This is a genomic window from Halopseudomonas nanhaiensis (genome assembly GCF_020025155.1).
Lineage (GTDB): Bacteria > Pseudomonadota > Gammaproteobacteria > Pseudomonadales > Pseudomonadaceae > Halopseudomonas > Halopseudomonas nanhaiensis.
In genome coordinates this window covers 727,143-748,546 of the sequence record NZ_CP073751.1, presented here as the reverse complement: position 1 = coordinate 748,546, position 21,404 = coordinate 727,143, and the positions used below count along the sequence as shown (strand labels likewise).

The window sequence follows — 21,404 nt, the reverse complement described above, 5'->3', positions numbered from 1 at the left end:
CGCAGCCTGCCGAGTGGCAGGTGCGGTGCAATTCATCGAACGTAGATGATCTCAGGACCGTCCTCGTCATCCTCATCGTCGAAGTCGTCATCATCTTCGTCGTTGAGCAGGCCCTGCTTGCGCAGCGCCTTGCGATCGTCCAGCGCCTGGATGTGCGCACGCGCTTCATCTTCAATGGCCTGATCCAGCTCGGCCTGCGCCTTGGCGTAATCCTCGTCGTCCAGCAGACGCTGAGTACGCTCGTCGAGCCAGTTCATCACCGACTTGGCCAGCTCATCGGTGCCCTGTCGCTCGGCGGCAGAGATGACGAATACCGGGCCGTCCCACTCGAGCCGCTCGACTACGTCATCGAGGATCGCCTGTTGCTCATCTTCAAGCAGTTGGTCGCACTTGTTCAGCACCAACCAGCGTTCACGCATGGTCAGCGCCGGGCTGAACTTGCCGAGCTCGTGGATGATCGTCTCGACGGCTTCGGCCGGATCGCTCTGATCCAGCGGCGCCATGTCGACAAGATGCAGCAACAGCCGAGTACGGGACAGGTGCTTGAGGAAGCGCGTGCCCAGGCCGGCGCCCTCTGCAGCCCCGGCGATCACACCCGGGATGTCGGCAATCACGAAACTGCGCAGTTGACCAACATCGACCACGCCCAGGTTTGGCACCATGGTCGTGAAGGGGTAGTCGGCGACTTTTGGCTTGGCCGCGGAGATGGCGCGAATAAGCGTGCTCTTGCCTGCGTTCGGCAGACCGAGCAGGCCGACATCTGCCAGCACCTTCAGCTCCAGCTTCAGGTCGCGCTGTTCGCCCAGCGAACCGTTGCTGGTCTGCCGAGGTGCGCGGTTGACGCTGGACTTGTAACGGGTGTTACCCAGACCGTGAAAACCGCCTTGAGCCACCAGCAGGCGCTGACCGGGCTCGGTCAGGTCGCCGATGATCTCCTGGGTACCGGCATCGACGATCGTCGTACCCACCGGAACCGGCAGCACCATGTCCTCGCCCTTGGCGCCAGTACAATCCTTGCCGCGACCGTTCTCGCCACGCTGCGCATTGAAGCGGCGCGTGTAGCGATAGTCGACCAGGGTGTTCAGATTGGGATCGGCTTCCAGAAAGATCGAGCCGCCGTCACCACCGTCGCCGCCATCGGGGCCACCTTTTGGGATGAACTTCTCGCGGCGGAAGCTCATGCAGCCATTACCGCCATCACCGGCCTTGACCGTGATCGCGACTTCATCAACAAATTTCATCGTGCTCCCTCCCTCGCGGGATGGGTTGAGGTTAACTGCTTCATGCAACCAGTCTAGAAACAAAAAAGCCCTGTCGCGAGACAGGGCTTTTTCAAAGCGGCGAAGCTATCAGCCAGCTACGACGTTCACGTAGCGACGACCGAACTTGCCCTTCACTTCGAACTTGATCACGCCTTCCGCCTTGGCGAACAGAGTGTGATCCTTGCCCATACCGACGTTCTTGCCCGGGTGGAATTCAGTGCCACGCTGGCGAACGATGATGTTGCCTGCGTTTGCAACCTGACCGCCGAACAGCTTGACGCCAAGTCGTTTGGATTCTGAATCGCGACCGTTGCGCGTGGAACCGCCTGCTTTTTTGTGTGCCATGGGATTGTATCTCCTAAAGCTGGATCAGGCAGAGATGCCGGTGATCTTGATTTCGGTGTACCACTGACGGTGGCCCTGACGCTTCATGTGGTGCTTACGGCGACGGAACTTGATGATCCGGACCTTATCGCCACGACCATGGGAGTTGATCTCTGCGGTCACCTTGGCGCCTTCGACAACCGGAGCACCGATGGTGACGTCGTCACCGTTACCGATCAGCAGAACGCGATCGAACTGAATGCTTGCGCCAGTTTCGCCTTCCAGCTTCTCGACTCTCAGGTACTCGCCCTCGGCGACCTTGTACTGCTTGCCACCGGTAACAATCACTGCGTACATGTGTTTTCTCCGTAACCTGCTCACCCGGCGCTTGGGTATAATCGTTAGTGGCCGGCATGGCTGCAAGTGAACCCGCCTATCGGGCCCGACCTTGCCATTGTCAAAACAGGGATGCTGTAAATCGGGTTTTCAGGGGCGTGGATTCTACGCATCCCGAGGCTCCGGCGCAAGCCCTGCGCACCCCGCGGGAAACCCGGCGGCGCGCGCCCTGCAGTGGATGACAAAAACGTGAACTCGCGCCGACTTCCGGCAAAGACTGCCGCTTTCTTGACAGCGACAGGCGTGCCGCCTAGCATGCCGCGCAACCACTCATAAAGCGTGCGTTAGATGACCACCCTGCCTTTCTACTCCGCCGTGACGGAAGACTTTGAAGCCGTCAATCAGCTGATCATGCGACAGCTGCATTCCCGTGTCCCGCTGGTAGAGAAGATTGGCAACTATATTATCGGAGCCGGTGGCAAGCGTCTGCGTCCGCTGGTCGTTCTGCTGGCCGCCCGCGCCTGCGGCGTGAATGACACCCGACAGCACTCGCTGGCAGCCATCATCGAGTTCCTGCATACCGCCACGCTGCTACACGACGACGTCGTTGATACGTCCGACATGCGTCGCGGCCGGTCGACCGCCAATGCCCTCTGGGGCAATGCACCTAGCGTGCTGGTAGGTGACTTCCTTTATTCCCGCGCCTTCGAAATGATGGTCGAGCTCGGTGACATGCGCATCATGCGCGCGCTGGCCAACGCGACCAATGTCATTGCCGAAGGCGAGGTTCTGCAGCTTTCGAAGGTACGCGACGCCAACACGGACGAGGCCACCTATCTGGAAGTCATCCGCAGCAAGACCGCCATGCTGTTCGAAGCCTCCTCGCATACCGCTGCGCTGCTGGCCGACGCGAGCGAGGCGCAGATCGAGGCGCTGCGCCAGTATGGCGACGCGCTGGGCGTGGCCTTCCAGCTGGTGGATGACGTACTGGATTACAGCGGTGATGCCTCAGCCATGGGCAAGAATGTCGGCGACGACCTCGCCGAAGGCAAACCGACGCTTCCGCTTATCTACGCCATGCGCGAAGGCACGCCTGAGCAGGCGAGGCTGGTGCGACACGCCATTCAGAAAGGCGGGCTTGAAGACATTGGGCCGATTCGAGAGGCCGTGGAAAGCAGCGGCGCCCTCGCCTACACCCAGCGCATGGCCCAGCAGCAGTCGGATCTTGCCGTGGAAATGCTGCAGACGCTGCCGCCATCAGTCTTCCGAGATTCGCTGGAACAACTCGCCCGCTTCGCCATCGCCCGTCAGTTCTGATTTATCTGCAGCCGCGGCGCCTTGCCACGAAGCAATTGTGTCAGATCTCGCTTCGCGCCCAGGTGCGCTCCTACAAAAGCCTACCTATGCCCCACCGGGTAGGAGCGGCGGCCTCGCCACGATAACGGCGCCCCCTGTAGGAGCGGGCATGACCGCGAAGAAGAATGCACAACGTCTGTGCCGCCCCCACCTCCGCTTCGCGCCCAGGTGCGCTCCTACAAAAACCTATCTATGCCCTACCGTGTAGAAGCGGCGCCCTCGCCCCGATAACGACGCCCCCCAGTAGGAGCGGGCATGACCGCGAAGAAGAATGCACAAACCAGTGCCACCCTCACCTACGCGATCGCGCCCAGATGCGCACCGCTCAAAGAACCTTGATCAGCTCGATATCAAACACCAGCGTGCTGTGCGGCGGGATGCTGCCGGCGGCGCGGGCACCGTATGCCAGCTCGGAGGGAATATACAGGCGCCACTTGGCTCCTTCCTTCATCAGCTGTAGCGCTTCAGTCCAGCCGGCGATCACACCGCCCACCGGGAATTCTGCAGGCTGACCGCGCTTGTAGGAGCTGTCGAACACTTCACCGCTGATCAGCGTGCCTTCGTAATGGGTACGCACGGTGTCGCTCGCGGTTGGGGTAGCGCCTGTGCCTTCACTGATCACTTCGTATTGCAGGCCCGACGCCAGCGTCACGACGCCATCGCGCTGCGCGTTCTGAGTCAGGTAGTCAACGCCGGCCTGTCCGGCCTGGCGAGCGGCTTCCTCGGCCTGCGTCTGCATCTTGCCCTGAAGCACCTGAAAGGCCGCCGCAAGCTGCTGCTCGTCAACCTGGCTCGGCTGCCCGCCAAATGCGTCGCGCAGACCTGCAACGACCAGATCAATGTTCAGATCCGGAATGTTGCTGGCACCCAGCTGATCGCCCATCTGACGGCCAATACCATAGCTGACGCGCTGTTCGTCGGTGTTGATCGAATCGCTCATAATGCTTCCCCTTGAAATGTGACCGCCAAGCCTGCCACAGATTTGCATACGGATCACGCTTGCCCCTCAACATCACCACAGCCGCGATATCCAATTGCACGGCAAACTAGGTTAGAATGCGCCGCTTTTCGGCCCCCTCATTCGAGACCCCCGCCATGCTGGAAAAGCTGTTCCAACTAAAAGCCCACGGCACCACCGTTCGTACGGAAATTCTTGCCGGACTGACGACCTTCCTGACCATGGCGTACATCGTCTTCGTCAACCCGATGATGATGAGCGATGCGGGCATCGATCCGGGCGCCGCCTTCGTCGCCACCTGTCTGGCAGCGGCTATCGGCTCGCTGATCATGGGGCTCTGGGCCAACTATCCCATCGCACTCGCCCCCGGCATGGGTCTGAACGCGTTCTTCGCCTACACGGTAGTCGGCTCGATGGGCTACAGCTGGCAGGTCGCGCTGGGTGCGGTGTTCATCTCCGGTTTTCTGTTCTTTCTTCTGAGCATCTTCAAGGTGCGCGAGTGGATCATCAACAGCATCCCGATGCCGCTTCGCTCGGCAATCGCCGCCGGTATCGGCCTGTTTCTGGCGCTGATTGCGCTGAAGAACGCCGGTCTCGTGGTGGATCACCCGGCTACGCTGGTTGCCCTCGGTGACCTGACCCAGCCCGGCCCGCTATTGGCCGCGTTAGGCTTTGCCGTGATCGTCGCTCTGGCCTATCGCCGCGTCACCGGGGCGGTGATGATCGGCATTCTGCTGATCACCGGGATCAGTCTGCTGGCAGGCTTTACCCAGGCCAATGGCATCGTCTCCGCGCCACCGAGCCTGGCGCCGACCTTTCTAGAGCTGGACCTGCGCGGCGCGCTGGAAATCGGCCTGATCAGTGTGATCTTCGCTTTTCTGTTCGTTGACCTGTTCGATACTTCCGGCACACTGATCGGTGTCGCGCAGAAAGCCAATCTGGTCGATGCCGACGGCAAGATGCCGCGTCTGGGCCGCGCCCTGATGGCCGACAGTACCGCCACCATGGCAGGGGCCGCGCTGGGCACCTCGACCACCACCAGTTATATCGAATCCGCTGCCGGAACCACCGCCGGCGGCCGCACCGGCCTGACGGCCTGTGTCGTCGCCGGGCTGTTCCTGCTCTGCCTGTTCTTTTCGCCGCTGGCCGGCGCCGTGCCCGCCTTCGCCACCGCCCCTGCGCTGCTGTTCGTCGCTGTGCTGATGACCGGCGGACTCGTGCAGGTCGACTGGGAAGACCTGACCGAGGCGGCTCCCGTGGTAATCACGGCGATCATGATGCCGCTGACCTTCTCCATCGCCAACGGCATCGCGCTGGGCTTCATCAGCTGGACCGCGATCAAGGTTCTGTCTGGTCGCTGGAAGGAACTGAACCCCAGCCTGTACGTGCTGGCCGGCCTGTTCGTCGTCAAGCTCGCGTTGTTCAACTGATGGGCCTGGGATTCGAACCGGACCGTTACGAGCAGCAGCTGGCTGAGAAACGCCAGCGGCTTGTCGATCTGCTGGCACCGTTCGAGGCCCCGGCGCCGGACGTGTTCGAGTCCCCCCGCGAGCACTTCCGGCTGCGCGCCGAATTTCGTCTGTGGTACGAAGGCGGCGTGCCGCATTACGCCATGTTCGAACAGGGCGACAAACGTACGCCGGTACTGATCGACCGGTTACCGATCGCCTCGCAGCGCATCAACGACCTGATGAACCCCCTGCTGGAAGCCTGCAAGGCTGACCCGGTACTGGGGCGCAAGCTGTTTCAGGTTGAATTCCTGACCACCCTCTCTGGCGAGGCGCTGGTCACGCTGTGCTATCACCGACCGATCGACGAAACCTGGGACACCGCAGCGCAAAAGCTCGCCGACGAGCTGGGCATTCTGATCATCGGCCGCAGCCGCGGGCGCAAGCGCGTACTGCAGCGCGACCATGTGTGTGAAGAACTCAGCGTGGCCGGCCGTGCCTGGCGCTATCAGCAGGTAGAAGGTGGCTTCACCCAGCCGAACGGCACGGTCAACCAGCATATGCTCAGCTGGGCGCTGGCCGCTGCTGGCCGCAATGAAGACGATCTGCTGGAGCTGTACTGTGGCAACGGCAACTTCACGCTGCCGCTGTCGACATGTTTTCGCAAGGTGCTGGCCACGGAACTGTCGAAAAGCTCGGTTCGCTCGGCCCTGCAGAATCTCGCAGACAATGATGTGGACAACGTCACTCTGGTCCGTCTATCCAGCGAGGAAGTGACCGATGCGTTGAACGGGGTCCGGCCCTTCCGACGACTGGAAGGGATCGATCTGAGCGGCTTCAACTTCGGCACGGTGTTCGTCGACCCGCCTCGGGCCGGGCTCGACCCGGCCACGCTCGAGCTGGTCAGCCGTTATCGACGCATTCTTTATATCTCCTGCAACCCTGAAACGCTCGCGGCCAATCTCGAAACACTCAGCTCGACCCACCGGGTTACACGCAGTGCGCTGTTCGACCAGTTCCCGTACACGCACCATATGGAATGCGGGGTTCTGCTGGAACAGCTATGAGGCTGAAAAGCATCATCCATTTGCATGATGCGAAGGCCCGGCTGTTTGAGGCCAAATGCCAGTTCCTCAACCCAATGGAACTGGACACATGCATCATTTCAGAAAATGGCCCCTGGCTTCAGCCGTAGCGGCAGCAGTACTTCTGACAGGTTGTTTGAGCGGCGGCGGTAGCAGCAACAGCGGCGGTGGGTCCACCGCCGAGCCGCCGGTCACCGACAACCCTACCGACCCAAACCCTACTCCGGCTACCACGCGGTATGAACTCACCGTCGACGCACCTTCAGCCGAGCAGGTAACTTTCCGCGCCAAGCCAAGCAGCAATGCTGAGAAAGTGCTGGCTGCGGTGCTCGATGCACTGATCTCCCCGGCCTTTGCGCAGGCTGCTCAGTCGTTGGCGCCTGAAGACTTCACTGTTGTCCTGATCAATGGCAACAAAAACGGCACGCCCGACGACCCCAGCGATGATGAAGACGAAGTGCTTGAAGGTGGTGAAGACTTCGCTATCACGGAATCGCAGGGCAACTACCTGCTAGATCTGCCCTTCGACCCGCGGGTTGACGCGTACATTCGCGTACAGACTGGCCCGGAGATGAATCTCAGCGTACCGCTTTATCAGCAGGAGAGCCTTGTAGCCAGCCCCGTCTCGACGTTCATCACCCGAGCCATCGTCAATCGCGCGGCAGAACTGGATCAGCTATCGATTGAAGATCTCGATTCGCTGGTGAAAGAAATCGTCAAACTCGCCGAAGACCCCGCTACACAACAGGCGATCAACGAGGCATACCGTAACAATACCAGCACCGATGAAATGCTGGAGCAGCTCAACGCGCAACTGTCGCTGGTCGTAGAGGATGCCATTGATCGTGGCACCGCCCCGCCCGCTGATGAAGATGCTCTGGCTGCCGTAGATGGTGACTACCACTTCCAGAGCTTCAACGTTGGTGTCTACAGCTCCGTCGACGGCGGCGGCGCGCTGATAGGCGGTAGCGACACAGCCGTTCAACTTCGAACAAACCAAGACGGCTCAGTGGCGTTTTCCTCTGCCATCGGCGACAACCTCGAATACGAAGCGGTTTCGGACCTGTCAGGCTATCGCTCGGTCAACGCGGCGATCAGTGACGAAGCGAACCAGGGCAGCATGTCGATCGATAGCCGAGGCCTGACCGTACCTTCAAGCGAAGTGGTCGGTCCGTATGACAAGGAAGACGACGCGGTAGCGGCCTGCCAGACCGACGACGCGGCCTGTACCGACCGAGACTTCGAGTCGACCAATCGTCTGCGGGCAGCCGGCACCGGTACGCCGTATACCACTCTGGTCGGCGACGCCTATGATGATCGCCTGGTTACCGATTCAGAGGGCGCACAACAACTGCAGGTCCTCGGCGGATTCCTGGATATCGGAATCAAGAAACCGACCACTACGCCGACCGTTCTCGGTGACTACGGTATCATCGAAGTCGAGACCGAAACACGCGACGACGCGGATCCCAAGATAAACTTCGCCATGCGCCTGCTCGACCTCGGCCTGCGCGAGAATAACGAGGCAGAGCTGTGCGAGCGGCGTGACCGCGACCTGATCATCAATCTAGCTGACCTAACGTCTCAATATATCCGCGAACCCGACAACTCGGATTGCTCGCCCACCAGCGCGCAGTTGAGCACCGCAGCCTATTCCGTCGGCCAGAATGGGCAACTCGAATTTTCACCCGCCGGTGGCGATGCAGTTGAGGCCGTAACAGGCTGGGTGTCTGCTGACAGTCTGACCATGCTCGTGTCTCAACAGATGCCCAGCCGTCAGGACATTGACGAAACAGGCGGGACCGAGCTGAGGGATGAACCGTCGGGGAGACGTACCGCGTGGATGGGCGTCAAGCGTGACAAGCAGCTTACCTCTCTCGCGAACCGCAAATACAAGATCATGAGCGTGGGTCTCGGCTCGATATTCAACGCAACCGAGACAGGTAGCTATCGGACAGTCGAGGTGAATCGCCTGGTCGCCGGCACGCTGGAGTTCGACGCGGAAGGCAACGGGGTACTCAAATCGATCAGCCAGTCGCAAGCAGCGAGACAGGGAGAGTTGGGGCGTAGCTTCCGCGACTTGCAGGCAACCTTCGTCTTCAACGCGGCGAACGTAAGGCTAACCGATGGCCGACTGAGCATGGGCAGCGTCAACACCGAGATTGTCCCGGGTGTGAATCTCACGCTTCTCGCCAACGGCTATGTTCAAGAAGGCGGAAAGATGCTGGTTATGACACGCGAAGTACTCACGCCGGTAACCGCGATCCTTGGGCCGTGGGTAGCGGTGTGTACTAACTGCGAGTAATGAATCGGCCAGCCTTGCGCGAGCGAGGCTGGCCACCTTACACGATATGTCACCGCATGACGTTCGTCTTCCCGCCCAAGCCCCTGCACGCCCCTTTCCTTCGACAAACGCCTTCTATACTCATTCGGCGAGGCCCAGAACAACAAACATTTGGTGCGGAAGTTATCAGGCCGGCGACATCGCGGAAAACAAGCTTACCGCTGCGTTGGACAGCTGCTTTGAATCTAACGGCGATCCGAATGCTTCGAGTGAAAGCGTGTGGAACGTGGTGCTCGATGATGCTGCACTGGGAGCCTGTACCGCCGAGTTTCCGACGTCCCGACGAGTCGCCGGCGGCTGGATCGAAGGCAGCATCTTCAAGCGCGCGCCGAAGCCGTTGAGTACGGCTTTAAGTGACGGGACGTACAGGAGCTGGTCACCCAGCGCCGGGGAAGTCGAAAGGCTGAATGAGATCTTGCCGGATGGGGTGTGCGACTTCAGTCAGCCTGATCGGGGTAGGCCGCGGGGATAAATAATGGAGCGAGCTATCGCTGGCAGCTGACTCGGCCACTGATAGCTCTCTACAGAACGACCAGCAGAACGCATGCGAAGCACTCCGCGCTCCGGTGTGGCATCAATGGAACCTGATCAGGATTGTACCGGCAGCGAGTGAGAATTCGGCCAGCCTTGAGCAGCGAGGCTGGCCATCTGGCGGTTGGTCCACAGCATTCAATCAGCCGCGCCACTTCCTGATGAGTCAGTCGAAGAACCTATGCGGACTCGGGTGGCCAAGCAACGCAATTCACAAAAGCGGAGAGCTCAGCTCAACCGCTTGAGTTCATCACATTGGCCGACACGTACAGTTCCGCTCAGAGCTATACGGCACCCTGAGATTCAGTCGGTCACCGATCCGCATCTCTGAAATCCTAGTGATAAGGATAGCGAATATCTCATGTAACAAGGCATCCTGGCACGCGTGACGGAACATCACAAGCACTTCGCGTCCGTAGAAGTGGACCCTAGCACTCCCGTGTGACTGATGCTGTATTTGCCGCAGTCATCCGAAGCCATTTTGCCTTTGCCAGTCGCCTCGAGCGTATAGCTGTTAGCTGTTTCGGTCGTGGCAGCTATTTCATAAGTGAGACTGCTCCCTTGCTTGAGCTCCTCTTTGTAAACCTGAGCCAGCGATCCTCCGTCAAGGTATGTGCCGTTTACAGAGTAGTATCGCTCCAGAGCCTGCGCTGACTCGAGCAAAGCGGATCTCGCCTCTGTGCGGAGTCCCTTACGCACGTGCTCGTCATAGGCTGGGACAGCGATCGACGCCAATATTCCGATAATCGCAACCGCGACCATCAGTTCAATAAGCGTGAATCCTCGGAAATTATTCTTCATCTATCTGCTCCCAGGTGACTCGTTTAGCCGTAGGGCGCGAACCACAGCTGATCGCTACGCCGAAGTAGTAACATTCTTGTTCACCAATGAGCAGCCCTCCATAAGGGTCATTGACATCGCCTCGAATGCCGCTCCCTTCAACCGGGTCGGGCTGCTCGCCAAAGCTGTCTCTGCCGTCGTCAGTGACCGTGCCGTCGCCGTTATAGTCGAAAATTGCTTTCGCCGGACGACCACCAGTGGCGAGGTCGAAGGTCATGACCCAACCGTTGTCCTCCTGTTTGCAAGGGTCGTCAGTTGGCAGCAAGGTATCAAGGAACAGCCGGCCCGCTAAAATCTCCGCTGTCTGCACAACCCGCTCCCCTTCTTTCCCCGTCCCAGCGGTGAGCAGATCCAAATACCAACCTGCCTTGCTTTTCCAATCCATCAGTTCAGGATCTTTCCACTCGGTGATGCGGTATTCGGACTTGCCCGCCACGATACCTTCTTCAACGATCTTGACTTGCTCAAGGTCGCTACGGGCTGAAATCGGGCTTAAGTTGTTGCTGTTCGAAGGCTTCCCTTCCCCCCAAATACCGTAAATCGACTGGATGTTAGTAAGTGTCGGCGCCGTGACATCGGCGTATTGCATAAAGCTGCCTGTGCCGAAATAGACCATATACGTGTCCGTCTCAGTGGGATGAGAACTCATCACCGGGCGGACCGTGATGGGTTGCGCCACGGTGCCCGAACGAGCTTTGAACAGCGGGTTATTTCCGAACGCATTGGACAATGTTCCGTTATTCGCAGCGTCCAGTCGCCATAGGTTACCCGCCACATCGCCAACGTAAACTTGGTCGATGCTTATCGCTCTATTGTTTGACGGTGGAGAGTACGTAAAGCCGGGAGAAGATAGTCCGCCAGTCTTCGTAGCAAGAGTTATCTTCTGCTTGAGATCACCAGTAGCCAAATCGACGACGTAAAGGATGGAGTCGAGAGGGTCGCCGTTGGCTTTAAGGCCGTAACCGTTGCCGAACATTGCGACCCAAGTGCCGTTAAGCAAACCAACAACAGCCTCACTGTAAGAGTACCCCATGTCGGCATCAGTGAATTCCCATAACACATTGTCAGCCGAAAATTGCCTTGGCTGCGTAACGTCCAGTGCGTATACGCTCTTGCCTCCAGCCCCCAGACTGCCAGTCAATACCGTTCTCCACTTCGCGGTATTGTCTTTAGGAGTACGAATAAAGACGTCATGCTCGTGGAGTTTTCCATCAACGTAAAACCGATGGCCGTAGCCTTCGTCCGCGAGAGCAGAAATGCGATCACCTACTCCATAAGGCATAAACGCGAACAGTTCTGCTCCGCTTTCACTGAAAGCATGAAGATAGCCATCGTTGGCGCCTACGTATACCACCGCAGGCTCAGCTGCTTTCCGTTTCCAAAACTGGGGATAGCCGTCCACCAGAACGCGCGTTGAGAGGTAGCCGAAGTCGTGCTTTCCGACAACTTCGACAGTAGAGTTTACGATGTCACCCAGGAGCGAATCCCTGGCACGAAAGTCCCGCCCATTGGGAGCTTCATTCACCCGTGAACCGCGAATATAGTCGAAGATAGCTTCGTCATTAGCGAAAAAGCTTCTGTTGACGCTAGCCCAATTCATCGGCACCCCTTTCCCGGCGCCTAGAGCTGAGTTGGTTACCAGGTTGCGGCCTTGCAGCTTTATAAGGCTGCCAGCCTCCCATCGCTCGACGTAGCTGAGTCCAGCCTCCTCTTTGATCGACTGGCCGATGACCTTTCCTGTCCAGTTAGAGCTATCGAATGAGGTGGTGAACAGAAGCGTATCGTCTGTGATTCGCTGGCTGCTTGTCGCCCCCGGCGTGCCGGTGATGGACAGATCCGCGATTGACACTAAACTTTCTGCAAGTGCGTTGGCGAATTCTTCCGGATCTTCCGCGCTAAAGAAGGCTCCGCGGCTATTCACGGCTGCATGCAGAAGATCAAGCAACCGGCCGTTGTTCGCGGCCGCGCCAGGGTTCACTGCGGTATTCGTTGGGACAGGATCAGGCCAAACCAGACTACTTTCGGTATTATTCAAGACCGCCGCGAATGCCGCTTCAGGAGACGGGTTCAACGTACCTTCTAGCCCAAGCCCCACGGAAAACGTTACCATGTGTTGCTGGTTTTGAGGATTCAGACGGCTGGTAGGGACATTGTTGGTGACTCCTGGCAACAAGTCAGTCTTCCAGTAATACTTGCCAATATCGCCTAGGGTGTTAGCGACACCATCTCCGTCTACGTCGGCAGACGGCCCAGAGCCAGTAGCGGCGGAGCTGTTCCAATATCCGTCGGTAGTCAGGATTGAATAACTCTGTCGACAGCTGTACGTTTCGCCGCCGGACTGGCCTGGGGTAGTACTCCATGGGCCGAGATCGCCGGTTATGGAATAGTACCGCCCTGCATCACCAAGGGCGCGGCGCAAGGGAGTGAGACCGTTGTACACCTGGTTTTTTCCAACGAGCCAGTTATAAAAACTCTGCTTTGCAGTGGCGTCAAATAGCCTGACGCCTTGAATCACAGTAGGCAAATCGGTTCCGTCTACAGTGCTACTTCCTTGATTGATGGCGCCATAGCCAACTCGCATCGTCGCTTTCAAAGGCATGAATGCTTCAAGCGAGCCACTTTTGGCCGCTAGCATCCGATTCCGATAGAACGAGAACCAAGTAGCGAAGTTCTGGGTGTCGCTAACTGAAACCCTTTCGAAACAGTTCCCGTTCTTCATGTCGCTCAGGCTAGCTGCATTACAAGCACTCTTAAACCTGTAATAGAAAGGTCCTGATGCTGAAGGATCGGTCAAAACGAGATCTGACGATGCTCCCGTTCCATCTACACTGATTAGCGCCTTGTAGCTCGAAAGGGTGATGCTGGGAGAATTGGGGTTATAACCGTCGACCTTTGGCTGAGAGACGTTCACGGACAGCCGAGTGCCGTCTGGTTTGAGGGGTGCTTTGTACGTGACAGCCGGATCATAATACACTTTGTTGAAGGTGGGACTGGTGAGGAACCAGTTACCATTTGCTACGGAACAATTCCGAATATTGAGACCTGCGTAAGATATATCCCTTCCGCAGTTATTGATGTTCCAACTTCCCTCGAGGCTATCGGGGAGAAAACCTTTTCCCATCGAGCCAGAATCGTCCAATATAAACATGACATTTGGCTCAACCTGCCCACCGACCATCAGCGGCAGTTGCGCAGGCTCTATGGCGGACACTGCGGTTGACCACAAAAAGGCTGCCGAAAGCAAAGCCTTGCACCCATTTGAAGCATACTTAGATAGCATGGTGTCCCTCCCAATTCCTACAGAGCCACGGTAGAAAGGCATTATTCGATGTCCTTTATGACGAGGTAGGTACTTCGGAGCGAAGCTTTCGCCCCTCTGCTGCCGTAACCCTCTGCCTCAACCTCAAATAACAGGCCGCGCGGAGATTCTTGCTGGCATGCGCTATAGCCACCCGTCCCAGCAGCTTCGCCGCTTTCGATACAGATCTCAGGAGGGTCGAGGACGTCGCCTTGAGCCTGCTTGGACGCAGAAACATCCGCATAGTAACTGACCACTGTGCAGGTAGGCGTAGGTGGGACTTTTTTCAACTCAGCGGGTGCAACCCAGTCCGCATTAGTCATATCGCAGCTGACGGCGTCTGCGGGTTTGAGCGTGGCGTATGAAGCGATGTCCGTAATAATCGCGTCCGCTCGTTCTTCGCCCACGCGTAATGCCGCTTCAGCAGCTTGAAAAGCCACTGCTTGGTCGCGGGCACCGCCAACTATTCGCTCTTGCATGACGCTGTTGTTCATACCTGCAACGCCGATAAACGTTAGTGCCAACAGCACCACCAGACAAACGACGAGCACAGAGCCCGCTTGACGAATTCCGATCAGGGATGATTTCATTCAGTCGATCCTGTTACGCACTGCTGCTACTGTGCTGTAGACCTGTCTGAAGCGGTTGTCTGCCGCCACTAGGCTACCGTCGAAAGTTACCGCCTGTTCGTCCGCCCCAGGCGCCTCGGAATCGGACACAACGAGCAGATCAATCTTCACCGCACGCACCTCGGCCCAGTCATCAGAAGCTAGCTCGTTTGCTCGTCGGTAGTCGAGTTCGGTCCCGACGGGGATACCGTAATACACTCTCATATCCTCAATTCCATCTACCAAGTCTACGACCGAAGCTGCGGGATTAGCTGCTAGGTTATTGCGCATAGATAAAGCCCGAATATTTGTACCAGTGCTATCGGCTACCCCAGTATCACGCACAAAGTAGGACATGTTTGAGAAGCCGACTACGCGGGCCCCTTCGTTGAATACGACCCCCCCTAGCTTGTTGCTGACAACGTTCTCCGGGCCGGCGTGATTGACGGTAATATTGTTCGAAGTCGGATTATTGTTAACGGAAAAGATCACCGCGTTCTCGAAATCAACAAGCATGAGAATCGAGCCTTGCGTCATACTGTCGCAATATTTACTTGCCTTGAAGTTGGCGGTATTGGGCTTATACACACCTTCCAACTGCGCGTCGCACCCGTCACCACGCCCTATAGTGATGATATCTGAACCAAGTATTGCTGGGTCCGCAGCGGTAGCCACTTTGCCTGAGAGCGCACTGACGAGAGCACCGTCGCAGACGTCTTTATCAACCACACATGCTGTGGGCACCGCGCCAATCGCAAACTCCAGCCCTGAGCCCGCCTCCCGTATCTCCCGAGCGAGATATTGCACCGAGAGACGGCCGGACTCCTGAACTTTCGCCAGACTGTCCTGGAGCTGAAAGGTGATACGGTTGCTGATAAATATCTGGATAACCACCCCGGTCACAACAAGGCTTATCAGCAGAGCCACCATCAATTCAATCAACGTCATGCCAAGCTGGCTGCGTTTCAACATTCTCAAATCCTCGTCACAACCGAAATGGCCTGCGCTTCGCTGCCTTTCAGGCGCTCTTCGCTCCAGCGAATGGTGACCGTGACTTTCTGCCCCTCCACGGTTACCGCGCCGTTACCGGACGGAAGCTGGGCTCTAAGGTGATTCAGCCATTCGGCGTGGTCGGTCAACTCCGGCTGGCACTGATCGGTGCAAAACGCCAATGCGTAGTCAGCAAGATCCGCCGTCTCAGGGCGAGCACGAATTCGATCTGCCATTTCTCCAGCAAGGAAAACGGCGTGCCCGCGAACAGACGCTCCTTCATTGAAGCGGATGGCATTCAATTGAAGCGCAGCCAGCCCGAGGAGGCCGACGGAAAAAACAATGACAGCTACCAACACTTCGATTAGCGACACTCCATGCTGTAAGCGTTTCATGAGCAACTCCCCGGAGTCGATCGGACCCTACCGATGCCGTTAATGCTGATTGTTCGGTTGCCGGGACAATAATCGGCGAATGTAACAGTCAAGGTCACTTCAACGCCTGCCGCTTGGCCACGCACCTGCCCCTGAGAGGTAAACACCAGACCAGCGCTAGGGATGCCGCTGGTCAACGTGACATTGGAGCGAGGGGCAGGGAAACAACGCAGAGCAGTCGCAGCTGCGCAATTGGCAGGATCACCCGTCCCAACAACCCATTGACCTGTTGCGATACGCTTAACTCGAACGGGCTCACCGCGATTGATTGCCTCCGATCGGGCATACGTCAACATGTCTCTGTAAATGTTGATTTGGGATTGCGCATTGCTTGAGGTCAGCCAGCTGTTCATGGCAGGGATAGCGATAGACACCAAAATCGCCAGCACCGCGACTGCGACGACCAGCTCTACCAATGTGAAGCCCTTCACACGTTGCATCAAAACAACCCTCCTTCAGATGCATGCACTATAAAAACTCGGCCTGGCAAGGTCTTGCTTGAGGCGATAACCGGTAAAATCTGACGGACGACAGGTCATTCGTCGGGTCTACAAGGCAGTGGCCCGCTTCATTGCTTATCAGGGAGGATCGGAAGTGCTCAAATCTCGCGGATTCACGTTGCTGGAACTGATGGTTGCGCTGGTGGTGCTGGGCATCGCGGTGAGCATCGCGGTACCGTCGTTTGGCGGGCTGATCGACCGGCAGCGTATCGATTCGAGCCTCGATGTGCTGCTGCGCGGTCTGCGCAGTGCGCGTCAGGAGGCGGTCGAACGCAACCGGCCAGTGACCGTGGCGCCACCGGCAGGCGGCTGGTCGGTGGGATGGCGGGTGTTCATCGATGACAACGCCAACGGCACCTTTGATGACGGCGAGCGATTGCTCAGGGAAGAGCTGCAGCCCAGCCCGATCAGCATCCATGCAACCAGCTCCGTTGCCAACTACGTCAGGTTCAACCCTCAGGGCGAGTCGGAGCTGATCAACGGCGGGTTTCAGGCGGGGACGTTTCGCTTCTGCCCGAAGGATCAGACACGGGAAGGGCGACTACTGGTAATGAACCGGGTCGGCCGACTGCGCACAGCGAGCGACGTGATTGACACTTCGTACTGTGGCGGGACCAGCTAGCGTCGTTGCGTCGCACATAACAAGAAGGCCGAGCATGTTGCTCGGCCTTCTTGTTACCGCCCTGCTATCGGCTCAGGTCCGGTATTCGGCATTGATCCGCACGTATTCGTGGGAAAGATCCGTCGTCCAAAGGGTTTCCCGGAAGTCGCCGCGGCCGAGCTCGATGCGGATAGTGATCTCTTCCTGAGCCATCACCCGGGCGCCCTGCTCTTCGGTGTAGCTGGCGGCGCGCCCACCCTGCCGGGCTATGCAGACGTCATCCAGATAGACATCGATCTTTTCTACATCAAGGTCCGGCACACCGGCATAACCCACCGCAGCCAGAATGCGCCCCCAGTTCGGGTCGGAAGCGAACAGCGCGGTCTTGATCAGCGGCGAATGCGCGACAGCATAGGCTACGTCGAGGCACTCATCACAGTTGCCGCCGCCATTGACCTTGATGGTCACGAATTTGGTGGCGCCCTCGCCGTCCCGGACAATAGCCTGCGCCAGCTCGAGCATGACCGACTTCACTGTCTCGGCGAGCTGCGCGTAGGCCGGGCTCGCCGCGTCACCGATCTCTTCGATGTTCGCTTGGCCGGTGGCAATGAGCATGCAGGAATCGTTGGTCGAGGTATCGCCATCGATGGTGATCCGGTTGAACGACAGGTCAGCCGCCTCCCGCACCAGCTGTTGCAAGACAGGCTGTGCGACCCTGGCATCGGTAGCGATGTAGCCGAGCATGGTGGCCATGTTCGGCCGGATCATGCCCGCGCCCTTGGAGATGCCAGTGACTGTGACCGTCTGGCCTTCGATCGATACCTGCCGACTCGCGCCCTTGGGCAGCGTATCGGTAGTCATGATCCCGGTGGCAGCCTCAGCCCAGTTACCTTCACTCAGGTTATCCAGAGCCTGCGGCAACACCGGGATGATCTTGTCTGCTGGGAGGATTTCACCGATCACGCCGGTGCTGAAAGGCAGCACCTGCTCGGCTTCGATATTGACCAGCCGCGCGAGCTCTTCACAGGTGCGGACGGCCGCCTGCATACCGGGCTTACCGGTGCCGGCATTGGCGTTACCGGTGTTGATCAACAGATACCGCGGAGCATGCTGGAGATGCTTTTTGCACAGCGTGACAGGCGCGGCACAAAACGCATTGGTTGTGAATACCCCGGCAATGGTCGAGCCTTCGGCTGCTTCCATGATCACCACGTCCTTGCGGCCGGCTCGCTTGATGCCGGCCGAGGCGATACCGAGACGAAAACCAGGAACCGGGTGCAGCATGGGCAATGGGCCGAGACCGACGGGCATGAACGAGACTCCAGATGGGTGGGTGGACAAGCGGCAAGCGGCAAGCTACGAGCTAAAAGCGGAGCGTGCATGCGGCACAGGAGGAGTCCTTACGACTCCTTCGATCATGCTGCTCGCGCCGTACGCCTCCAGCTTTTAGCTTTTAGCTTTTAGCTTTTAGCTTTTAGCTTTTAGCTTTTAGCTTGGGGCTTGAAGCTTACAACTTGACGCTCCGGCGGCGTGCCGCCGGTTAGACGATCTGCCCGTGGCAGTGCTTGTATTTCTTGCCGGACCCGCAGGGGCATGGATCGTTCCGGCCGACCTTTGGCCCTTCGCGGGTGATCGGTGTGACCTGTGCGGCGGCGCCTGCCAGGGGCTCTTCGCCTTCAGCTTCGCCTTGCGGCTCGTCAAGGGCGCTGGCCTGCTCGTGCTTGAACTGCATGCGCTGCGCCAGCTCCTCGGCCTGCCGACGCATGCGCGCCTCTTCTTCGGCCGGGTCCTCGCGACGCACCTGCACATGGCTGAGGATGCGAATCGTGTCGTGCTTGATCGACTCGAGCATCTCCTCGAACAGATTGAACGCCTCGCGCTTGTATTCCTGCTTGGGGTTCTTCTGTGCATAGCCACGCAGGTGAATGCCCTGACGCAGGTGGTCCATGGTTGCCAGATGCTCCTTCCATAGATCGTCCAGCACGCGCAGCAGCATCTGCTTCTCGAAGGTACGCAGCGCCTCGGAACCGGTCAGCTCCTCCTTCTCGGCGTAAGCCTTGTTCACTTCATCCAGGATACGCTGGCGCAGCCCGTCTTCGTGCAGCGTATCGTCCTCGTCGAGCCACTGCTGCAGCGGCAGATGCAGGGCGAATTCGTTGGCAATGTGCTGCTCCAGACCGGCAACGTCCCACTGCTCCGGCAGGCTCTGCGGCGGAACATACTGGCTGACTGCGGCGGTAACCACATCGGAGCGGATGGCCTGGATGGTCTCTGAAACGTCTTCGGCAGCCAGGATGGAATTGCGCTGACCGTAGATGACCTTGCGCTGCTCGTTGGCAACGTCATCATATTCAAGCAGCTGCTTGCGGATGTCGAAGTTGCGTCCCTCGACCTTGCGCTGGGCCTTTTCGATGGCGTTGGTCACCATGCGGTGCTCAATGGCCTCACCCTTCTCCATACCCAATGCCTTCATGAAGTTCTTCACCCGGTCGGAGGCGAAGATACGCATGAGGTTATCTTCCAGCGACAGGTAGAAGCGGCTGGAGCCCGGGTCGCCCTGGCGACCGGAACGACCGCGCAGCTGGTTGTCGATCCGGCGGCTCTCGTGGCGCTCGCATGCACAGATGTGCAGGCCGCCGGCATTGAGGACCTGTTGATGGCGCTCCTGCCACTCTGCCTTGATCTGCGCGACCTGCTCGGACGTCGGATCGACCAGGCTGTTTACCTCGGCCTCCCAGCTACCGCCCAGGATGATATCGGTACCACGACCGGCCATGTTGGTGGCAATGGTCACCGCACCCGGGCGACCCGCCTGGGCGATGATCTCGGCTTCCTTCTCGTGATACTTGGCATTGAGCACCTTGTGCTCGATGCCTTCATTCTTGAGCAGCTGCGAGACCACCTCCGAGGATTCGATGGAGGCCGTACCCACCAGGACCGGACGACCCTTTTCCATGCAGTCGCGAATATCAGCGGCAATCGCCGCGAATTTCTCCTGAATGGTGAGATAGACCAGATCGTTGTAATCCTTGCGGATCATCGGCTTGTTGGTCGGGATCACTACCACGTCGAGGCCGTAGATCTGACGGAATTCGAAGGCTTCGGTATCCGCTGTACCGGTCATGCCGGAAAGCTTGTTGTACAGACGGAAGTAGTTCTGGAAGGTTGTCGATGCGAGCGTCTGGCTCTCGGCCTGAATCTGCAGCCCTTCCTTCGCCTCGATGGCCTGGTGCAAGCCCTCTGACAGGCGGCGGCCAGGCATGGTGCGCCCGGTATGCTCGTCAACCAGCAGAACCTGATTGTTCTGCACGATGTATTCGACGTTACGGTGAAACAGCGTATGCGCACGCAGCGCGGAATGCACGTGATGCAGCAGGTTGAGGTTCTGCGCCGCGTACAGGCTGTCGCCCTCCGGCAGCAGCCCGGCCTGGGTCAGCAGCTCTTCCACATACTGGTGGCCGGATTCGTTCAGTTCGACCTGACGCGTCTTCTCGTCGATGGTGTAATGCCCATCGATCTCGTCCTGGCCTTCTTCTGCCGGATAGCCACGGGTGAGCTTGGGTATCAGCAGGTTGATCTGCATGTACAGCTTGGAGCTGTCTTCGGCCGGGCCGGAAATGATCAGCGGCGTACGGGCTTCGTCGATAAGGATCGAGTCGACTTCATCGACGATGGCAAAGTTGAGCTCGCGCTGGAACTTGTCCTCGAGCCGGAACGCCATGTTGTCGCGCAGGTAGTCGAAGCCGAACTCGTTGTTCGTGCCGTAGGTAATGTCGCAGCGATAGGCCGCGCGCTTTTCGGTCGGGTCCTGGAACGGGACGACGACGCCCACGCTCAGACCAAGGAACTCATGCAGCGGGCGCATCAGGTTGGCGTCACGACGCGCCAGGTAATCGTTCACCGTGACGATGTGCACACCCTTGCCGGACAACGCGTTGAGGTAGGCCGGTAGCGTCGAGACCAGTGTCTTGCCCTCACCGGTCTTCATCTCGGCAATCTTGCCGTCGTGCAGAACCATGCCACCTATCAGCTGGACATCGAAGTGGCGCATGCCCATGACGCGCTTGCTCGCCTCGCGCACCAGGGCGAAGGCTTCGGGAAGAATGTTGTCGAGGGTCTCGCCTTTGGCCAGCCGGTCCTTGTACTCACCGGTCTTGGCCTTCAACTGCTCATCGCTCAGGGCGTTCAGTGATTCTTCGAGGGCATTGATGGCCGTAACCATCTTGCCCATGCGCTTCAACTCACGCTCGTTCTTGCTTCCAAACAGTTTCTTCAATAAAGGCGCAAACATAGTCGACTTCGATATCCGTTTGATGGTTGGCCCGAGCCCAGCACGCGGCTCGCCTCGACCAGAAGAAAGGCATTCTACTCTGATTCCCGCGAGACAATAAACCGTAGTGGATTGAGGCGCTTGCCGGTGGATTGTCTGAGCTCAAGTGCCCGGAACACGACGCCTGCGCGCTCATGGCGCGGCGGGCTGGCAGGAAGG

The 21,404-nt window shown here is 58.5% G+C and carries 18 protein-coding genes; 6 read left to right on the top strand and 12 right to left on the bottom strand.

The genetic code is table 11. From position 1 onward, the window contains the following. Positions 1 to 32: 32 nt before the first annotated feature. The 3 genes from cgtA to rplU form a co-directional block, all read right to left on the bottom strand. A complete protein-coding gene (gene cgtA / locus KEM63_RS03405; RefSeq protein WP_223654800.1) occupies positions 33 to 1,241 on the bottom strand; it encodes an Obg family GTPase CgtA in 1,209 nt (402 codons plus the stop codon). A gap of 108 nt (positions 1,242 to 1,349) precedes the next feature. Next, on the bottom strand, positions 1,350 to 1,607 hold the full coding sequence (gene rpmA / locus KEM63_RS03400) for a 50S ribosomal protein L27 (RefSeq protein ID WP_093391468.1): 258 nt from the start codon (positions 1,605 to 1,607) through the stop codon (positions 1,350 to 1,352). A 24-nt stretch (positions 1,608 to 1,631) separates the two neighbouring features. Then, complete coding sequence (gene rplU / locus KEM63_RS03395; RefSeq protein ID WP_223654799.1) at positions 1,632 to 1,943, bottom strand: 50S ribosomal protein L21; 312 nt, start codon at positions 1,941 to 1,943, stop codon at positions 1,632 to 1,634. A 327-nt stretch (positions 1,944 to 2,270) separates the two neighbouring features. Between rplU and KEM63_RS03390 the strand changes: the two genes are divergently transcribed. Beyond that, a complete protein-coding gene (locus KEM63_RS03390) occupies positions 2,271 to 3,239 on the top strand; it encodes a polyprenyl synthetase family protein (protein WP_223654798.1) in 969 nt (322 codons plus the stop codon). A 364-nt stretch (positions 3,240 to 3,603) separates the two neighbouring features. Here KEM63_RS03390 and bamJ read toward each other — a convergent pair whose 3' ends face one another. Further along, entirely contained in the window at positions 3,604 to 4,218 is a 615-nt protein-coding gene (gene bamJ / locus KEM63_RS03385; RefSeq protein WP_223654797.1) for a BamJ family beta-barrel-assembly machinery protein, read from the bottom strand. A gap of 155 nt (positions 4,219 to 4,373) precedes the next feature. Here bamJ and KEM63_RS03380 point away from each other — a divergent pair, with 155 nt between their 5' ends. From KEM63_RS03380 to KEM63_RS17015, 4 genes are all read left to right on the top strand, one after another. After that, positions 4,374 to 5,666: an NCS2 family permease gene (locus KEM63_RS03380; RefSeq protein WP_223654796.1), complete on the top strand. Its 1,293-nt coding sequence runs from the start codon at positions 4,374 to 4,376 to the stop codon at positions 5,664 to 5,666. Next, complete coding sequence (gene trmA / locus KEM63_RS03375; protein WP_223654795.1) at positions 5,666 to 6,751, top strand: tRNA (uridine(54)-C5)-methyltransferase TrmA; 1,086 nt, start codon at positions 5,666 to 5,668, stop codon at positions 6,749 to 6,751. Before KEM63_RS03380 ends, trmA begins: the two co-directional genes overlap by 1 nt. A gap of 88 nt (positions 6,752 to 6,839) precedes the next feature. After that, the gene (locus KEM63_RS03370; protein ID WP_223654794.1) at positions 6,840 to 9,074 is read left to right on the top strand and encodes a hypothetical protein; all 2,235 of its coding nucleotides are present in this window, start codon (positions 6,840 to 6,842) and stop codon (positions 9,072 to 9,074) included. Between the two features lie 46 nt (positions 9,075 to 9,120). Then, the gene (locus KEM63_RS17015; protein ID WP_223654793.1) at positions 9,121 to 9,585 is read left to right on the top strand and encodes a DUF6351 family protein; all 465 of its coding nucleotides are present in this window, start codon (positions 9,121 to 9,123) and stop codon (positions 9,583 to 9,585) included. A 455-nt stretch (positions 9,586 to 10,040) separates the two neighbouring features. Here the strand turns inward: KEM63_RS17015 and KEM63_RS03360 are convergent, their stop codons facing one another. From KEM63_RS03360 to KEM63_RS03330, 6 genes are read right to left on the bottom strand one after another with little or no spacing between them, the layout of a single operon-like run. Then, positions 10,041 to 10,445, bottom strand: a complete 405-nt coding sequence (locus tag KEM63_RS03360) for a type IV pilin protein (protein WP_279346899.1) — start codon at positions 10,443 to 10,445, stop codon at positions 10,041 to 10,043. Further along, the gene (locus KEM63_RS03350; RefSeq protein ID WP_223654792.1) at positions 10,435 to 13,764 is read right to left on the bottom strand and encodes a pilus assembly protein; all 3,330 of its coding nucleotides are present in this window, start codon (positions 13,762 to 13,764) and stop codon (positions 10,435 to 10,437) included. Before KEM63_RS03350 ends, KEM63_RS03360 begins: the two co-directional genes overlap by 11 nt. A gap of 41 nt (positions 13,765 to 13,805) precedes the next feature. After that, positions 13,806 to 14,372, bottom strand: coding sequence for a PilX N-terminal domain-containing pilus assembly protein (locus KEM63_RS03345; protein ID WP_223654791.1), 567 nt, complete (start codon positions 14,370 to 14,372; stop codon positions 13,806 to 13,808). Further along, positions 14,373 to 15,362, bottom strand: a complete 990-nt coding sequence (locus KEM63_RS03340) for a PilW family protein (protein WP_223654790.1) — start codon at positions 15,360 to 15,362, stop codon at positions 14,373 to 14,375. Between the two features lie 2 nt (positions 15,363 to 15,364). Next, positions 15,365 to 15,775 carry a type IV pilus modification protein PilV gene (pilV, locus tag KEM63_RS03335; protein WP_223654789.1) on the bottom strand — a complete coding sequence of 137 codons (411 nt, stop codon included), beginning with the start codon at positions 15,773 to 15,775 and terminating at the stop codon, positions 15,365 to 15,367. After that, positions 15,772 to 16,254: a GspH/FimT family pseudopilin gene (locus KEM63_RS03330; RefSeq protein ID WP_223654788.1), complete on the bottom strand. Its 483-nt coding sequence runs from the start codon at positions 16,252 to 16,254 to the stop codon at positions 15,772 to 15,774. Before KEM63_RS03330 ends, pilV begins: the two co-directional genes overlap by 4 nt. Positions 16,255 to 16,408: 154 nt before the next feature. Here KEM63_RS03330 and KEM63_RS03325 point away from each other — a divergent pair, with 154 nt between their 5' ends. Continuing rightward, positions 16,409 to 16,936 (top strand): GspH/FimT family pseudopilin, encoded by a 528-nt coding sequence (locus tag KEM63_RS03325; RefSeq protein ID WP_223654787.1) that lies wholly within the window; start codon positions 16,409 to 16,411, stop codon positions 16,934 to 16,936. A 72-nt stretch (positions 16,937 to 17,008) separates the two neighbouring features. Here the strand turns inward: KEM63_RS03325 and argJ are convergent, their stop codons facing one another. Both argJ and secA read right to left on the bottom strand, forming a co-directional pair. Then, the gene (gene argJ / locus KEM63_RS03320; RefSeq protein ID WP_223654786.1) at positions 17,009 to 18,226 is read right to left on the bottom strand and encodes a bifunctional glutamate N-acetyltransferase/amino-acid acetyltransferase ArgJ; all 1,218 of its coding nucleotides are present in this window, start codon (positions 18,224 to 18,226) and stop codon (positions 17,009 to 17,011) included. Positions 18,227 to 18,455: 229 nt separating this feature from the next. Next, entirely contained in the window at positions 18,456 to 21,206 is a 2,751-nt protein-coding gene (gene secA / locus KEM63_RS03315) for a preprotein translocase subunit SecA (protein ID WP_223654785.1), read from the bottom strand. Positions 21,207 to 21,404 lie beyond the last annotated feature (198 nt).

Bases quoted from the DNA above. Each gene is read 5' to 3' on its own strand.
- argJ (WP_223654786.1), bottom strand. From the start codon at position 18,226: ATGCCCGTCGGTCTCGGCCCATTGCCCATGCTGCACCCGGTTCCTGGT.
- KEM63_RS03350 (WP_223654792.1), bottom strand. From the start codon at position 13,764: ATGCTATCTAAGTATGCTTCAAATGGGTGCAAGGCTTTGCTTTCGGCA.
- pilV (WP_223654789.1), bottom strand. From the start codon at position 15,775: ATGAAACGCTTACAGCATGGAGTGTCGCTAATCGAAGTGTTGGTAGCT.
- trmA (WP_223654795.1), top strand. From the start codon at position 5,666: ATGGGCCTGGGATTCGAACCGGACCGTTACGAGCAGCAGCTGGCTGAG.
- cgtA (WP_223654800.1), bottom strand. From the start codon at position 1,241: ATGAAATTTGTTGATGAAGTCGCGATCACGGTCAAGGCCGGTGATGGC.
- rpmA (WP_093391468.1), bottom strand. From the start codon at position 1,607: ATGGCACACAAAAAAGCAGGCGGTTCCACGCGCAACGGTCGCGATTCA.
- KEM63_RS03340 (WP_223654790.1), bottom strand. From the start codon at position 15,362: ATGTTGAAACGCAGCCAGCTTGGCATGACGTTGATTGAATTGATGGTG.
- KEM63_RS03345 (WP_223654791.1), bottom strand. From the start codon at position 14,372: ATGAAATCATCCCTGATCGGAATTCGTCAAGCGGGCTCTGTGCTCGTC.
- bamJ (WP_223654797.1), bottom strand. From the start codon at position 4,218: ATGAGCGATTCGATCAACACCGACGAACAGCGCGTCAGCTATGGTATT.
- KEM63_RS03360 (WP_279346899.1), bottom strand. From the start codon at position 10,445: ATGAAGAATAATTTCCGAGGATTCACGCTTATTGAACTGATGGTCGCG.
- KEM63_RS03370 (WP_223654794.1), top strand. From the start codon at position 6,840: ATGCATCATTTCAGAAAATGGCCCCTGGCTTCAGCCGTAGCGGCAGCA.
- KEM63_RS03330 (WP_223654788.1), bottom strand. From the start codon at position 16,254: ATGCAACGTGTGAAGGGCTTCACATTGGTAGAGCTGGTCGTCGCAGTC.
- secA (WP_223654785.1), bottom strand. From the start codon at position 21,206: ATGTTTGCGCCTTTATTGAAGAAACTGTTTGGAAGCAAGAACGAGCGT.
- KEM63_RS03380 (WP_223654796.1), top strand. From the start codon at position 4,374: ATGCTGGAAAAGCTGTTCCAACTAAAAGCCCACGGCACCACCGTTCGT.
- KEM63_RS03390 (WP_223654798.1), top strand. From the start codon at position 2,271: ATGACCACCCTGCCTTTCTACTCCGCCGTGACGGAAGACTTTGAAGCC.
- KEM63_RS17015 (WP_223654793.1), top strand. From the start codon at position 9,121: ATGTCACCGCATGACGTTCGTCTTCCCGCCCAAGCCCCTGCACGCCCC.
- rplU (WP_223654799.1), bottom strand. From the start codon at position 1,943: ATGTACGCAGTGATTGTTACCGGTGGCAAGCAGTACAAGGTCGCCGAG.